Annotated in this window: 11 protein-coding genes; 9 read left to right on the forward strand and 2 right to left on the reverse strand. The window is 66.8% G+C overall.

What is annotated here, in order from left to right:
- Positions 1 to 41: 41 nt before the first annotated feature.
- Positions 42 to 794, reverse strand: coding sequence for an alpha/beta hydrolase (locus tag T8K17_RS09115; protein ID WP_322334191.1), 753 nt, complete (start codon positions 792 to 794; stop codon positions 42 to 44).
- Positions 795 to 1099: 305 nt separating this feature from the next.
- On the opposite strand from T8K17_RS09115, the gene T8K17_RS09120 reads away from it, so the two are divergent.
- From T8K17_RS09120 to T8K17_RS09150, 7 genes are all read left to right on the forward strand, one after another.
- A complete protein-coding gene (locus T8K17_RS09120; protein ID WP_322334192.1) occupies positions 1100 to 3028 on the forward strand; it encodes an AMP-binding protein in 1929 nt (642 codons plus the stop codon).
- Between the two features lie 47 nt (positions 3029 to 3075).
- Complete coding sequence (locus tag T8K17_RS09125; protein ID WP_322334942.1) at positions 3076 to 3873, forward strand: ABC transporter ATP-binding protein; 798 nt, start codon at positions 3076 to 3078, stop codon at positions 3871 to 3873.
- 17 nt (positions 3874 to 3890) lie between these two features.
- Positions 3891 to 4787: a branched-chain amino acid ABC transporter permease gene (locus tag T8K17_RS09130; RefSeq protein WP_322334193.1), complete on the forward strand. Its 897-nt coding sequence runs from the start codon at positions 3891 to 3893 to the stop codon at positions 4785 to 4787.
- A 2-nt stretch (positions 4788 to 4789) separates the two neighbouring features.
- Positions 4790 to 5866 carry a branched-chain amino acid ABC transporter permease gene (locus T8K17_RS09135; protein WP_322334194.1) on the forward strand — a complete coding sequence of 359 codons (1077 nt, stop codon included), beginning with the start codon at positions 4790 to 4792 and terminating at the stop codon, positions 5864 to 5866.
- 123 nt (positions 5867 to 5989) lie between these two features.
- Positions 5990 to 7303 (forward strand): ABC transporter substrate-binding protein, encoded by a 1314-nt coding sequence (locus T8K17_RS09140; RefSeq protein ID WP_322334195.1) that lies wholly within the window; start codon positions 5990 to 5992, stop codon positions 7301 to 7303.
- A gap of 94 nt (positions 7304 to 7397) precedes the next feature.
- Positions 7398 to 8231: an ABC transporter ATP-binding protein gene (locus T8K17_RS09145; RefSeq protein WP_322334196.1), complete on the forward strand. Its 834-nt coding sequence runs from the start codon at positions 7398 to 7400 to the stop codon at positions 8229 to 8231.
- 26 nt (positions 8232 to 8257) lie between these two features.
- Positions 8258 to 9493, forward strand: coding sequence for a phenylacetate--CoA ligase family protein (locus tag T8K17_RS09150; RefSeq protein WP_322334197.1), 1236 nt, complete (start codon positions 8258 to 8260; stop codon positions 9491 to 9493).
- Positions 9494 to 9744: 251 nt separating this feature from the next.
- Here the strand turns inward: T8K17_RS09150 and ubiG are convergent, their stop codons facing one another.
- On the reverse strand, positions 9745 to 10548 hold the full coding sequence (ubiG, locus tag T8K17_RS09155) for a bifunctional 2-polyprenyl-6-hydroxyphenol methylase/3-demethylubiquinol 3-O-methyltransferase UbiG (RefSeq protein ID WP_322334198.1): 804 nt from the start codon (positions 10546 to 10548) through the stop codon (positions 9745 to 9747).
- 164 nt (positions 10549 to 10712) lie between these two features.
- Between ubiG and T8K17_RS09160 the strand changes: the two genes are divergently transcribed.
- Complete coding sequence (locus tag T8K17_RS09160) at positions 10713 to 11942, forward strand: aspartate kinase (RefSeq protein WP_322334199.1); 1230 nt, start codon at positions 10713 to 10715, stop codon at positions 11940 to 11942.
- Positions 11943 to 12001: 59 nt separating this feature from the next.
- Positions 12002 to 14212 carry a phosphoenolpyruvate--protein phosphotransferase gene (gene ptsP, locus T8K17_RS09165; RefSeq protein ID WP_322334200.1) on the forward strand — a complete coding sequence of 737 codons (2211 nt, stop codon included), beginning with the start codon at positions 12002 to 12004 and terminating at the stop codon, positions 14210 to 14212.
- Positions 14213 to 14548: the final 336 nt, after the last annotated feature.

Raw genomic sequence — 14548 nt, forward strand, 5'->3', positions numbered from 1 at the left:
AATCGTGCACCGCCTTCGGACGGTTGTCCGGATTCGGCCCGTCAGAGGTCGCCGACAAACCGGCCAACCGCCTCGATGACGCGGTCGGCGCTGTCGAGATGGGGCGCGTGGCCGCTGTTCTCGATCAGCAGCGCTTCCGACGGACCGGAAACCTGGTCGACGATGGCATGGACCTGGGCGGGGGTGCCGTATTCGTCGTCCAGTCCCTGGATCGCCAGCACCGGGCAGCGCACGTCGGACAGACGGTGTTCGATATTCCAGGCGGCGAAGGGCGGCGTCAGCCAGGCATCGGCCCAGCGGTAGAAGACCTTCTCGGCCCGTTCCGGCCCGTGGTGGCGCAGCAGCGCCGCCTTCAGCCGGCTGTCCGGCGCCTCGTAGGCGCCGACCGCCTCGCGGATCCCGGCCAGGGTGATCTCCTCGACGAAGACATGGGCGGCCTCGGTGATGCAGGCGGCGATTCGCTCCGGCGCCATCGCGGCGGCAAGCAGGGCGATGGTGCCGCCGTCGGAATGGCCGAAGAGGATCGCCTGCCCGATGCTCTCGCGCTGCAGCAGGTCGATCAGCGCCTCCGCTTCGCGGACGTGATAGTCCAGCGCGTGGCCGCCGCGCACCGGATCGTCGAACGGCTCGGCCGTTCCGTGACCGCGCCGGTCCGGCACCAATCCGCCCCGCCCCAACGCGGCGCAGAGAGCCTCGGGAAAGCCTCGCCACATGGTGGCCGCGCCCAATCCCTCATGCAGGAACACGATTTCCGGCGAGGGCCCGGGGATCCGGACGGGATGTTCTTCGCTCATGCTTACCAATCCTGGCGGTGGGCTGGATGTTGCAGCGCAACACGGGTTGTCTAGTGCAAATTCGGCAATGGCTTGTGTCTTGCGGGGAAACAGGAATCGGCGTATCCAAATCAGGACCCTGCTGCGGCGGGGTAAAAAAATAAAGCCACCGATCCGGCCATCCGCGTCAAGCGGAGGAACAAGGGGCGGGGCAAAAACAGGGATGGAAACGGGAACATGTCCGCTTGCGGCAGCCATGAAGGGCGTCGTGTAGCCGGATGGAATGCCGCTCGGTCCCTGCGTGTGACGTGGAGGACGATGGGCTGATGGCATATCCCGATCCGGCGGTTTACGACACGCTGCCGAAACTCCTTAAGCACAATGTCGACCACCACGGCTCCGACATCGCCGTCCGCGAGAAGGATCTCGGGATCTGGCACGAGTCCACCTGGGCCGAGTACGGCGCCAAGGTGAAGCATATCGCGCTGGCCATCCGCGACCTGGGCGTGACCCGGGGCGACGTGGTCGCCATGATCGGCGACAACGACAGCGACTGGACCGCCTTCGAGATCGCCGGCCATGCCGCGGGCGCGATGACCATGGGCATCTACCGCGACGCGCTGGAGGAGGAGGTCGGCTACCTCGCCGAATATGCCGAGGTGAAGCTGGTCTATGCCGAGGATCAGGAGCAGGTGGACAAGTTCCTCTCGCTCGCCGACCGGCTACCGACCCTGCGCCACATCGTCTATGCCGACGACCGAGGGATGCGGAAGCGCTCCGATCCCCGGCTGATCCATCTCGACACGCTGATCGCCGCCGGCATCGAGGCCGACCGCAAAGCGCCGGGCGCGTTCGACGCCATGGTCGCCGCCACCAAGGGCGAGGACGTGGCGATCCTGTGCACCACCTCCGGCACGACCTCCAACCCGAAGCTGGCGATGCTGCCCCACGGCCGGTTCGTGCGGCACATGCATACCTATCTGGCCGCCGATCCCAAGGGACCGCACGACGAGTACGTCTCGGTGCTGCCGCTGCCCTGGATCATGGAGCAGGTCTACGTCTTCGGCTTCAGTCTGGTGTCGCGGATGAAGATCAATTTCCCGGAGAGCGAGGAGACCAGCTTCGCCGATTTGCGGGAGATCGGACCGACCTTCCTGCTGCTCGCTCCGCGGGTGCTGGAGCAGATCGCCGCCGACATGCGCGCCCGGATGATGGACGCCTCGTCCCTGAACCAGTGGCTGTTCGACAAGGGCCTGAAGATCGCCGTCGAGGCGGTCGAGCAGGGTCGGCATTCGAGCCTGGCGAACATGATGGTCATGGGCGCGCTGCGCGACCGGCTGGGCTTCGCCAATGTGACCTCGGCGGCGACCGGCGGTGCGGCGATGGGGCCGGACACCTTCAAGCTGTTCCTCGCCATGGGCGTTCCGCTGAAACAGCTCTACGGCCAGACCGAGACCCTGGGCGCCTATACCCTGCAGGACGGCAAGGAACTCGACGTCGATACGGTCGGCATCCCCTTCGAGGGCTGCGAGGTGACGATCGAGAACCCCGATCCCGAGGGCGTGGGCGAGATCGTGACCCGCCACCCGAACATGTTCATCGGCTACTACAAGAACCCTGAATCGACCGCCGCCGATCTGCGCGACGGCTGGATGCATACCGGCGATGCCGGCTATTTCGACGCCAAGGGCCGGCTCACCGTGATCGACCGGCTCAAGGACATGGCGGAGACCTCCACGGGGGTGAAGTTCTCGCCGCAATACATCGAGAACAAGCTGAAGTTCTCCCCCTATGTGGGCGAGGCGGTGATCCTGGGGTCGGGCAAACCGTTCCTGACCGCGATCATCTGCGTGCGGTTCTCCACCGTCTCCAAATGGGCCGAGAAGAACCGGGTGGGTTTCACTTCCTATGCCGGACTGTCGGCGGACGAGCGGATCTACGAGCTGATCCGCGGCGAGGTCGAGGGGGTCAATGCCGGCCTGCCGGAGCACCAGCGCATCCGCCGCTTCCTACTCCTCTACAAGGAACTGGACGCCGATGACGGCGAGCTGACCCGCACCCGCAAGGTGCGGCGCGGCGTGGTGGGCGAGCGCTACGGCCAGATCATCGACGGGCTCTACGGCGATGCCGGCACTGCGCGCCTCGACACCGAGGTGACCTTCGAGGACGGCCGGCGCACCCGGGTCCAGGCGGATATGAAGATCATGCAGGTCGAGGCGGGATCCTCGGCCGGCACCCTCAGAAAGGCGGGCTGACCGTGGCTGCAGTGCAAGGGTTCGAACCGGAAACGGCCTCCGACGCGATGGAGCTGCCGGGTCAGGAGGCGGGCGAGGTCGTCCTGAAGCTGGAGAATATCGAGCTGGGCTTCGGCGGCGTGAAGGCGATCAACGATGTCAGCTTCGAGGTCCGCAAGGGCGAGATCCGGGCGATCATCGGGCCGAACGGTGCCGGCAAGTCGTCGATGCTCAACTGCATCAACGGCTTCTACAAACCGCAGAAGGGGACCATCACCTTCAACGGCATGACCATGTCCGGCATGGACCCACATTACGCGGCGGCCAACGGCATCGCCCGCACCTTCCAGAACATCGCGCTGTTCCGCGGCATGTCGACCCTCGACAACCTGATGACCGGCCGCGTGCTGAAGATGAACCGCGGGTTCTTCTGGCAGGCGCTGCGCTGGGGACCGGCCCAGCGCGAGGAGATCGAGCACCGCGCCTTCGTCGAGACGGTCATCGACTTCCTGGAGATCCAGTCGATCCGCCGCACGCCGGTGGGCCGCCTGCCCTACGGCCTGCAGAAGCGGGTGGAACTCGGCCGCGCCCTGGCGATGCAGCCGAGCATCCTGCTGCTCGACGAGCCGATGGCCGGCATGAACGTGGAGGAGAAGCAGGACATGTCTCGCTTCATCCTCGACGTGAACGAGGAATTCGGGACCACCATCGTGCTGATCGAGCACGACATGGGCGTCGTCATGGACATCTCGGACCGGGTGGTCGTGCTCGACTACGGGCGCAAGATCGCCGACGGCACGCCGGACGAGGTGCGCAGAAACCAGAACGTGATCGACGCCTATCTCGGCGTTCCCCACGAAGACTGACGGGCGGAGACAGCGTAATGGAGTTCTGGTTCTTCATCGAAGTCGTGCTGAACGGGATGTTCGCCGGCACGATGTATTCGCTCATCGCCCTCGGCTTCGTGCTGATCTTCAAGGCGTCGGGGGTGTTCAACTTCGCCCAGGGCTTCATGGTGCTGTTCGCCGCCCTGTGCTTCGTCGGTTTCCTCGAAATGGGGCTGCCGATGGTCGTCGCGCTGATCCTGGCCGGCGCGATCATGGTCGCCTGGGCCTTCGCCGTGGAGCGGCTGGTGCTGCGCCATCTGGTGAACCAGGAGCCGATCATCCTGTTCATGGCGACGATCGGCATCGCCTTCTTCCTGGAAGGCTTCGGCGAGTTGCTGTGGGGTGCCGACGTGCATCCGCTGGACGTGGGCATTCCGGACGGAGCGTGGTTCATCGGCCCCGACGGGGCGATCATGGTGCAGCAGTTCGACGTCTCCGCCGCGATCATCGCCGGCGGCCTGGTCGCCGCCCTCGCTCTGTTCTTCACCTACACGCGGATCGGCCGGGCGCTGCGCGCGGTGGCCGACGACCACCAGGCCGCCCTGTCGGTCGGCATCCCGCTGAACCAGATCTGGATCATCGTCTGGGCGGTGGCCGGGCTGGTGGCGCTGGTTGCCGGCATCATCTGGGGCTCGCGCCTCGGCGTGCAGTTCTCGCTGTCGATCCTGGCGCTCAAGGCCCTGCCGGTGCTGATCCTCGGCGGCTTCACCTCGGTGCCCGGCGCCATCGTCGGCGGCCTGATCATCGGCATCGGCGAGAAAGTCGCCGAGATCTATCTCGGCCCGTATATCGGCGGCGGTATCGAGGAGTGGTTCGCCTATGTCGTCGCCATGCTGTTCCTGCTGTACCGGCCGCAGGGCCTGTTCGGCGACAAGATCATCGAGAGGGTCTGAGGATGTTCTATCGCGAAGCCGGCATCTATAAGACGAGCTACGCGGCCGACCAGGCCCTGTTCCGGATCCCGCTCGACCGCATTTTCGTGATCGCCGTGGTGCTCGTCGCCACCTTCGTGATCCCGGTGATCGGCAACGAGTACTGGCTCGGCTCGATCCTGATCCCGACCCTGATCATGGCGATCGCCACGATCGGCCTGAACATCCTGCTGGGATATTGCGGCCAGCTAAGCCTCGGGACCGGCGCCTTCATGGCCGCCGGCGCCTTCCTCGGCTACAAGGTCGCCACGGCCTTCCCATGGATGCCGATCTGGGCCGTGGTTATCATCGGCGGCCTGTCGGCGGCGCTGATCGGCGTCGCGTTCGGCCTGCCGAGCCTGCGGATCAAGGGCTTCTATCTGGCGGTGACCACGCTCGCGGCGCAGTTCTTCCTGCTCTGGCTGTTCCAGAAAGTTCCGTGGTTCGTGAACGACTCGATCTCCGGCGTGCCGACGGCGCCGCCGCGGGAGATGTTCGGCTACCTGGTCACCGGGGCCGAGGCGTCGGTCGAGGCGCGCTACCTCTTCATCCTCGCCTTCACCGTGGTGCTCGCCCTGGTCGCCGCCAATCTGGTGCGCGGGCGGATCGGACGGACCTGGATGGCGATCCGCGACATGGACATCGCCGCCGAACTGATCGGCATCAAGCCGCTGCCGACCAAGCTCTCGGCCTTCGCCGTCAGCTCGTTCTACTGCGGCGTCGCCGGCGTGCTCTGGTCGTTCTGCTACATCAACACCGTCGAGGCGACCGCCTTCGACATCTTCCGGTCGTTCTCCGTGCTGTTCATGGTGATCATCGGCGGGTTGGGCAGCATCCTGGGATGCTTCCTGGGCGCCTTTTTCATTTTCCTGCTGCCGATCTTCCTGAACAGCGCCCCCGGATGGATCGGCCTGGAAGTGCCCACCGAACTCATCAGCCATGCGGAGTTCATGGTGTTCGGTGCGCTCATCGTCTTCTTTCTGATCGTCGAGCCGCACGGCCTCGCCCGTCTTTGGGCGATCACGAAGGAGAAACTGCGCCTGTGGCCGTTCCCGTACTAGGCCAACTGGTAGGGAAAACGCTCAGGCGTGTCGTTTCGGCGGAGACACGATGCGGCATCGACCGCACCGGCACCCGCCAACAGAAGCAAAGCTCCGCTTTGCAAACAGGGAGGACATAGGAAGATGAACTTCCGATCAGTGACCATGACCATGGCCGCCGCCGCGGTCGGCCTTTTCGGGCTGGCCGGCGCCGCGCAGGCCGAGGGCCAGTTCATCCCGAACCTGGTCTACAAGACCGGCCCCTACGCGCCGAGCGGCACGCCGACCGCCCACGGTTTCGCCGACTACCTGGCGATGATCAACCACCGCGACGGGGGCATCAACGGCGTCCAGATCATCTACGAGGAATGCGAGACCGGCTATAAGACGGACCGCGGCGTGGAGTGCTACGACCGCGTGAAGAACCAGCATGGCGGCGCGACGGTCATCAACCCGTGGTCGACCGGCATCACCTACGCGCTGATCGAGAAGGCCACGGCCGACAAGATCCCGCTGCTGTCCATGGGCTACGGCCGCACCTCGGCGGCCGACGGCCGGGTCTTCCCCTACGTTTTCAACTTCCCCTCGACCTACTGGAACCAGATGACGGCGGTGATCAAGTACATCGCCGACCAGGAGGGCGGATACGACAAGCTGAAGGGCCAGAATCTCGGCTTCATCTACCTTGACCATCCCTACGGCAAGGAGCCGATCCCGACCCTGGACATCCTGGCCGAGAAGTACGGCTTCACCTACGAGAAGTACCCGGTCCCGCCGGCGGCGATGACCGAGCAGAAGTCGATCTGGCTGCAGGTTCGCCGCTCCCGCCCGGCCTACATGATCATGTGGGGCTGGGGCGCCATGAACTCGACGGCCATCAACGAGGCCTCGAACGTGAAGTACCCGATGGAGAAGTTCATCGGCAACTGGTGGGCCGCGGCCGAGCCGGACGTGATTCCGGCCGGTGAGGGTGCGGTCGGCTACAAGGGCGCGACCTTCAACGGCGTCGGCACCGACTTCAAGGTCTACAAGGACATCAACGCCCTCTACGACGCGGGCAAGGGGTCCTGGAACCGCGAGGAGATCGGCGGCGTGCTGTATTCCCGCGGCATGGCGGCGGCGGCCTACGTGGTCGAGGCCATCCGCACCGCGCAGGCGCAGTACGGCAACCGGGTGATCACCGGCGAGGAGATGCGCTGGGGCATGGAGAACCTGGACGTCACCGACGCGCGGATCGAGGAGCTCGGCATGACCGGCCTGATGCCGCCGGTGACCATCACCTGCGACAACCACGAGGGTCAGGATCCGGCGATCAAGATCCAGCAGTGGAACGGCAAGGAATGGGAGATCAAGACCGACTGGATCAAGGCCGACACCGCCCTGACCCGTCCGCTGATCGAGCAGGACGCCGAGCAGTACGCCAAGGAAAGCAGCATCACGCCGCGTAGCTGCTCCTGAGCGACGACGACCGACACGATCGGAGAGGCGCCGGACCCCCGGCGCTTCTCCACTCTCCACCTCCGAGCCCGGCCCGAACCCAGGACGAGAAGCGATGAGCGTAGTTTCCGAGGCCCCCGGCGCGGCCCAGCCGCTGCTCAAGGTCAACAACATCGAGGTCATCTACGACCACGTGATCCTGGTGCTTCGCGGCATTTCGCTGGAAGTGCCCAAGGGCGGCATCGTCGCCATCCTGGGCGCCAACGGAGCGGGCAAGACGACCACCCTGAAGGCGATCTCCAACCTGCTCGGCACCGAGCGCGGCGAGGTCACCAAGGGCAGCATCGAATTCGACGGCGCGGCCGTCCAGGCCTCCAGTCCTAACGAACTGGTCAAGCGCGGCTGCATCCAGGTGATGGAAGGCCGCCATTGCTTCGAGCACCTGACCGTGGAGGAGAACCTGCTGACCGGGGCCTTCACCCGGGGCAACGACCGCCAGGGCATCCAGCGCGACCTGGAGATGGTCTACAACTACTTCCCGCGGCTGCGCGAACGACGCACCAGCCAGGCCGGCTACACCTCGGGCGGCGAGCAGCAGATGGTCGCCATCGGCCGGGCGCTGATGAGCCGGCCGAAGATGATCCTGCTGGATGAGCCCTCCATGGGCCTCGCCCCGCAGCTCGTGGAGCAGATCTTCGAGATCGTGAAGCAGATCAACGAGCAGGAGGGGGTGACCATCCTGCTGGCCGAGCAGAATACCAACATCGCCCTGCGCTACGCCAAGTTCGGCTACATCCTGGAAAGCGGCCGGGTGGTGATGGAGGGCGAGGCCGAGCAGCTTCGCAACAACGAGGACGTCAAGGAATTCTACCTCGGCCTCGGCGGCGAGGGCCGGAAGAGCTTCCGCGACGTGAAGCATTACCGCCGCCGCAAGCGCTGGATCGGCTGATCCCCAACCCGACCTCCGGAGGACCCATGGCCGACCATTACGACGCGTTGGAGACCCGCAGCGCCGACGAACGCGCCGCGTCGCTGGCGGAATGTCTGCCGGCGCAGATCGCCCATGCCAAGACCAACACCGCCTATTTCGCCCGCTCGCTGGCCGACGTGGATGCGAACGGAGTGCGCAGCCGCGCCGATCTGGCGAAGCTGCCGGTGTTGCGGAAGTCCGACCTGATCGACCTGCAGCAGAAGACGCCGCCCTTCGGCGGGCTGAACGCCACGCCGCTGTCCGATCTGGCGCGGGTGCTGATCTCGCCGGGGCCGATCTTCGAGCCGGAGGGGCATTCGGCCGACTATTACCGCTTCGCCCGGGCGCTGTTCGCCGCCGGCTTCCGGCGGGGCGATCTGGTGATCAACACCTTCGCCTATCACCTGACGCCGGGCGGATGGATCGGCCAGTCGGCGGCCGAGGCGCTGGGCTGTCCGGTGATCCCGGCCGGAGTCGGGAATACCGAGCAGCAGCTCGACGCCATCGCCGCCCTGAAGCCGGTCGCCTATTTCGGCACCCCGGCCTTTCTGAAGACGCTGCTGGAGAAGGGCGCGGAGGCGGGCAAGGACGTCTCCTCCCTGTCCAAGGCGCTGGTGTCCGGCGGGGCGCTGCCGCCGAGCCTGCGGGCGGAGATCGAGGGGCTGGGGGTGAGCTGCGCCCAGGCCTATGCCACCGCCGATCTCGGTCTGATCGCCTATGAGAGCCCGGCGCGCGAGGGGATGCTCGCCGACGAGGGCGCGATCGTGGAAATCGTGCGCCCCGGCACCGGCGATCCGGTGCCCGACGGCGAGGTCGGCGAGGTGGTGGTGACGGTGCTGAACCCGGACTACCCGCTCGTCCGCTTCGCCACCGGCGACCTCTCTGCGGTTCTCGCGGGGCCGAGCCCGTGCGGGCGCACCAACCTGCGCATCAAGGGCTGGATGGGCCGTGCCGACCAGACCACCAAGGTGAAGGGCATGTTCGTGCATCCGTCCCAGATCGCGGCGATCGTCGCCCGCCACAAGGAAGTCGCCCGCGCCCGGCTGACGGTCACGGGGGAGAAGGGCGTGGACGCCATGACCCTGTCGGTGGAGGTCTCCGGCGGCGGCGAGGCGTTGCGGGTGGCGGTGGCCGAGAGCCTGCAGTCGGTAACCAAGATGCGCGGCGGCGTGGAGATGGTCGCCCCTGGCAGCCTGCCGAACGACGGCAAGGTGATCGACGACCAGCGCAGCTACGAGTAGCGGGGTTGGTGGCGGGCGCGCGCTCTATGTGCTGCCTATCGACACCCCCGCCAGCGCCGTTGCTTGCGAAGTCTGGGCGGTAGAGAGTTTTCTCTCCGCTCTCTCCCACTCCCCGGACCTGTTCCGGGGCAACACCGCTGCAATGCGTGTCGTCGGCAAATTAATCATTAGCGGTCGAGCGAGCCCACCCCTTGCCCCGGAACAGGTCCGGGGAGTGATTTTTTTTGGGGGGGGCAGAGCGGCGTGCTCACCTAACGCTTCCGCGCCACCAGCGCGTAGTTCACCCGCGCATCGGCCGACAGCGAGAACGTCCCGTCGATCGGGTCGAACACCATCCCGAGTGCGGGGTCCACCTCGAAACCCGCGCCTTCCAGCAGGCCGGTCAGTTCGGCCGGAGTCGGGAACTGGTTCCAGTCGTGGGTCCCGCGCGGGACCCAGCGCAGGATGTATTCGGCCGCCACGATCGCCTGGGCGCGGGACTTGGCGGTGCGGTTGATGGTCGTCAGCACCAGCACCCCGCCCGGCTTCAGCAGCGACGCCAGCGCCGCCACGAAAGCCGGCTTGTCGGCCACATGCTCGATCACCTCACTGGCCACCACCGCGTCGAACCGCAGCCCCGCCGCCGCCAGATCCTCGGCAGCCCCGGCGCGGTAGTCGATCTCCAGCCCCATCTCGCCGGCATGGGCGATGGCGGCGGCGATCCCTGCGGCGTCGGCATCGACGCCGGTCACCCGCGCGCCGAGTCGGGTCATCGGTTCCGACAGCAGGCCGCCGCCGCAGCCGATGTCCAGTACCGTGAGCCCCGCCAGTACCTGCCGTCCCTTGGTCTTCTTCGCCAGCGGCGCCAGCGCGTCGCGGATCACTTGCATGCGCACCGGCACGAAGCGGTGTAGCGGTCCGTGCGGCCCGTCCGGATCCCACCAACGCTCGGCAAGCTTGGCGAAACGGTCGATATCGGCCCGGTCCACGGTCCCGCGCGCCGACGCATCGACCGGCGCACGTGGCGTCCGTTCGGTCCGTGCGTCCGCCGCCCGGCGCAGGAGAGACCTCAGCATGATAGAATCCTCACATCATTAAGCGGTCCTGCCGCTTGCTCCATCGGAGTCCCCATACTATGGATAGCGCCGCCCTTGTCCGGCAAGGCTTTGCGACCGAAAGGCGCATCGGGCAGGGCACCCTGAACACACAGGGCATCCAGAAGACTCGGAGCGGACAGACGATGGCGCGCATCGTGATGAAGTTCGGCGGGACCTCCGTCGGCAATACGGATCGGATCAAGAACGTGGCGCGCCGCGTCAAAACCGAGGTGGATGCCGGCAACGAGGTGGCCGTCGTGGTCTCCGCCATGTCCGGCACGACCAACCAGCTCGTCGCCTGGACCAACGAGATCGCGCGCCTGCACGACGCCCGGGAATACGACGTGGTCGTCGCCTCCGGCGAGCAGGTGACCGTCGGCCTGCTGGCGCTCGCGCTGCAGGAGATCGGCGTGAACGCCCGCTCGTGGCTCGGCTGGCAGATCCCGTTCCACACCGACGGCATGCACGGCAAGGCCCGCATCGGCGAGATCGACACGACGGTCATGCGCGAGCGCTTCAAGCAGGGGCAGGTCGCCGTGGTCGCCGGCTTCCAGGGCATCGGCCCGGACAACCGCATCACCACGCTCGGGCGTGGCGGGTCGGACACCTCTGCGGTGGCGCTGGCCGCCGCGCTGGATGCCGACCGGTGCGACATATATACCGACGTGGACGGGGTCTACACGACCGATCCGCGGATCACCGCCAAGGCGCGCAAGATCGACCGCATCACCTATGAGGAGATGCTGGAACTGGCCTCCCAGGGGGCCAAGGTCCTCCAGACCCGATCGGTCGCCATGGCCATGCAGCATGGCGTGCGTGTGCAGGTCCTCTCCAGCTTCGAGGACAAGCCCGGCACGATGGTCGTCGACGAGGGAGAAATCGTGGAGCAGCAAGTCGTCACCGGTATCGCCTACAGCCCCGATGAAGCGAAGGTCACGCTGGTCGGCGTGCCGGACCGTCCGGGCGTGGCGGGTGCCATCTTCGGGTCGCTGGCCGACGCGGCGGTCAACGTCGATATGATCGTCCAGAACGTCAGCCAGGACGGCAAGTCCACCGACCTGACCTTCACGGTCGGCGCCACCGACCTCGACCGCGCCCATCAGGTGCTCGACGGCCTGAAGGGCGAGCTCGGCTATTCCGACATCGTCTCCGATGCGAGCGTCTGCAAGATCTCGGTCGTCGGCGTCGGCATGCGCAGCCAGCCGGGCGTGGCCAAGACCATGTTCCAGACCCTGGCCGCCAAGGGCATCAACATTCAGGTGATCTCCACCTCGGAGATCAAGGTCAGCGTGCTGATCGGCTCCGACTACACGGAGCTCGCCGTGCGCGCCCTGCACACCGCCTACGGCCTCGACGCCGAAGGTGACGGCTAAGTGTCATGAACGCCCCCACCGGAACCCGTGAAACCGGACCGGGGGGCGGTCCCCGTGAGATGTTGCGCCGTCTGCGCGACGTCATGGCGGGGGTCGGCACGCCGCAGCAGCGCCTCGACAGCACCGTCCAGGTGATCGCCCACGAATTGGGGGCCGAGGTCTGCTCCATCTATGTCCAGCGCCCGGGCCGGGTGCTGGAACTCTGCGCTACCCAGGGTCTGAACCCGCAGGCGGTCCACCGGCTGTTCTTCCAGCCGGGCGAAGGCCTTGTCGGCCACATCGCCGAGACCCGCCTGCCGCTCACCCTGGCCGAGGCGCAGAAGCATCCGAAATTCGCCTACCGCCCGGAGACCGGGGAAGAGGCGTTCCAGTCCTTCGCCGGCGTGCCGATCCGCCGCTCCGACCGGGTGCTCGGCGTGCTCGTCGTGCAGCACGTGTCGATGCGCGAGCTGGACGAGGAGGAGGTGGAGTCGCTGGAAACCCTGGCGATGGTCCTGGCCGAAGTGCTGACGACCATGAGCCTGCCCGGCGGCGATCCCAACCGCGACCGCGGACCGCTGGTGATCCACGGCATCCGCATCCACGACGGGGTGGCGATCGGCAATGCCAGGCTGCACCAGCCGCGGGTGGTGATCGGCGGGGTGGTCGCCGAGGATTCCGCGGTGGAGCACGAGCTGCTGCGGGCCGCGCTGGCCGACATGCACGAGTCCCTGGACCGGGTGATGGAGTCCGAGGCCCTGTCCGCGGCGGGCGAGCATCGCGACGTGCTGGAGACCTACCGGCTGATCGCCCGCGACACCGGCTGGATCGGCCGCATCCGCGACGCCATCGACAGCGGCCTGACCGCCGCCGCCGCCGTGCAGAAGGTGCGCGACGACACCCGGTCGCGCATGGCGGCGGTGAAGGACGAATACCTGCGCGAACGGTTGGCCGACTTCGAGGACGTGGCCCTACGGCTGCTGCGCCGCCTGGCCGGCGGCGAGCCGGAGCAGGAGCCGGCCGGGCCGGACGAGCCGTTCATCCTCGTCGCCCGCTCCATGGGGCCGGCGGAACTGCTGGACTATGCCGGCGCCCAGCTCAAGGGACTTGTGCTGGAGGAGGCGTCGGCCACCGCCCATGTGGGCATCGTCGCCCGCGCGCTGGACATTCCCGTGGTCGGACGGCTGGCCCATCTGATCGAGGAGGTCGATCCGGGCGATCCGCTGATCGTCGACGGCGATCACGGCCAGGTCCTGGTGCGACCCGGTGACGACGCCCGTGCCCAGTTCCGCGAGAGCCTCGCCGCCCGGGAAGCCACCCGAGCGCGCTATGCGGCCCTGCGCGCCACCCCGGCGGTCAGCCGCGACGGGGTGCGGATGTCGCTGCAGATGAATGCGGGCCTGCTGGTCGACGTCACCCAACTCGACTCGGTCGGCGCGGAAGGGATCGGCCTGTACCGCACCGAGATCCCGTTCCTGGTGCGCCGCGAATATCCCGACGTGGACGCCCAGACCGAACTCTATCGCCGCATCCTCGACAGCGCCGGCGGCCGGTCGGTGACCTTCCGCACCCTCGATGCCGGCGGCGACAAGCGGCTGCACTCCTTCGTCCACGAGGTGGAGGAGAACCCGGCCCTGGGCTGGCGGGCGTTGCGTATCGGCCTCGACCAGCCGGCGATCCTGCGTCAGCAGGTCCGCGCGATGATCCAGGCCGCCGGTACGCGGCCGGTGCGGATCATGGTGCCGATGGTCGCGACCGTGGACGAATTCCGCGCCGCGCGTGCGATCGTCGATCTGGAGATCGCCCGGGCGGCCAAGCGGCCCGACGCGATGCCCGGCTCCATTTCGGTCGGCGCGATGGTCGAGGTGCCCTCCGCCCTGCTGGCAATCGAGGAACTCGCCCAGGCGGCCGACTTCCTGTCGGTCGGGAGCAACGATCTGCTGCAGTTCCTGTTCGCCGCCGACCGGGGCGGCGAACGCACGGCGAATCGCTACGACCCGCTTTCGGTGTTATTTCTCGATGCCATGCGACGTATCGTGGAGGCCGGCAAGGCCGCCGGTATCGAGGTCTCGGTCTGCGGCGAAATGGCTGGTCGACCGATCGAGGCCCTGGCCCTCGCCGCCCTCGGCTATCGGACCCTGTCGATGTCGGCGGTCTCCATCGGGCCGGTCAAGGAAGCCATTCTTTCAGCCGATATCAATCAGTTATCCGAGTTTATTTTGTATTCGATGAAAAAAAAGACAGGTTCCCTCCGAAATCACTTGAAGAGTTATCTGGCCGACCATCGCTGAAACCCGGCATTACTGGTCGGGATTTTCGCTGCCCTTTCTAAGACGCGAAGATGGCTCTCCTGAATAGGTAATTGAATTACATCATACATTGAAGTATCGTCGCCGCGTATTGAGAGCGGTTCGCGCGGGGGCGGAGACGCGAGCCGAAAGTTGCCATACCGCTACTTGGTCGAGGCGACGATGACGCTTAAGACGGCACGGACAAAGTTGCGGCTGACGGATATCGAGTCGCTGACGCAGGCCGGACGGGCCCGCGCCCGGGAGGCGGCGAACGAGGCCGGTTCGCGGAACCGCAACGGCGCGGCGGGTCGCTCGGCCTTCGATGCGACAGCCGGC

Origin of the sequence: Thalassobaculum sp. OXR-137, assembly GCF_034377285.1 — a bacterium.
In the GTDB taxonomy this organism is placed as follows: Bacteria; Pseudomonadota; Alphaproteobacteria; order Thalassobaculales; family Thalassobaculaceae; genus Thalassobaculum.

Coding starts and splice junctions, on each gene's coding strand:
- T8K17_RS09130 (WP_322334193.1), top strand. CDS start 3,891: ATGGAGTTCTGGTTCTTCATCGAAGTCGTGCTGAACGGGATGTTCGCC.
- T8K17_RS09145 (WP_322334196.1), top strand. CDS start 7,398: ATGAGCGTAGTTTCCGAGGCCCCCGGCGCGGCCCAGCCGCTGCTCAAG.
- T8K17_RS09125 (WP_322334942.1), top strand. CDS start 3,076: ATGGAGCTGCCGGGTCAGGAGGCGGGCGAGGTCGTCCTGAAGCTGGAG.
- T8K17_RS09120 (WP_322334192.1), top strand. CDS start 1,100: ATGGCATATCCCGATCCGGCGGTTTACGACACGCTGCCGAAACTCCTT.
- T8K17_RS09160 (WP_322334199.1), top strand. CDS start 10,713: ATGGCGCGCATCGTGATGAAGTTCGGCGGGACCTCCGTCGGCAATACG.
- T8K17_RS09115 (WP_322334191.1), bottom strand. CDS start 794: ATGAGCGAAGAACATCCCGTCCGGATCCCCGGGCCCTCGCCGGAAATC.
- T8K17_RS09135 (WP_322334194.1), top strand. CDS start 4,790: ATGTTCTATCGCGAAGCCGGCATCTATAAGACGAGCTACGCGGCCGAC.
- ubiG (WP_322334198.1), bottom strand. CDS start 10,548: ATGCTGAGGTCTCTCCTGCGCCGGGCGGCGGACGCACGGACCGAACGG.
- T8K17_RS09140 (WP_322334195.1), top strand. CDS start 5,990: ATGAACTTCCGATCAGTGACCATGACCATGGCCGCCGCCGCGGTCGGC.
- ptsP (WP_322334200.1), top strand. CDS start 12,002: ATGTTGCGCCGTCTGCGCGACGTCATGGCGGGGGTCGGCACGCCGCAG.
- T8K17_RS09150 (WP_322334197.1), top strand. CDS start 8,258: ATGGCCGACCATTACGACGCGTTGGAGACCCGCAGCGCCGACGAACGC.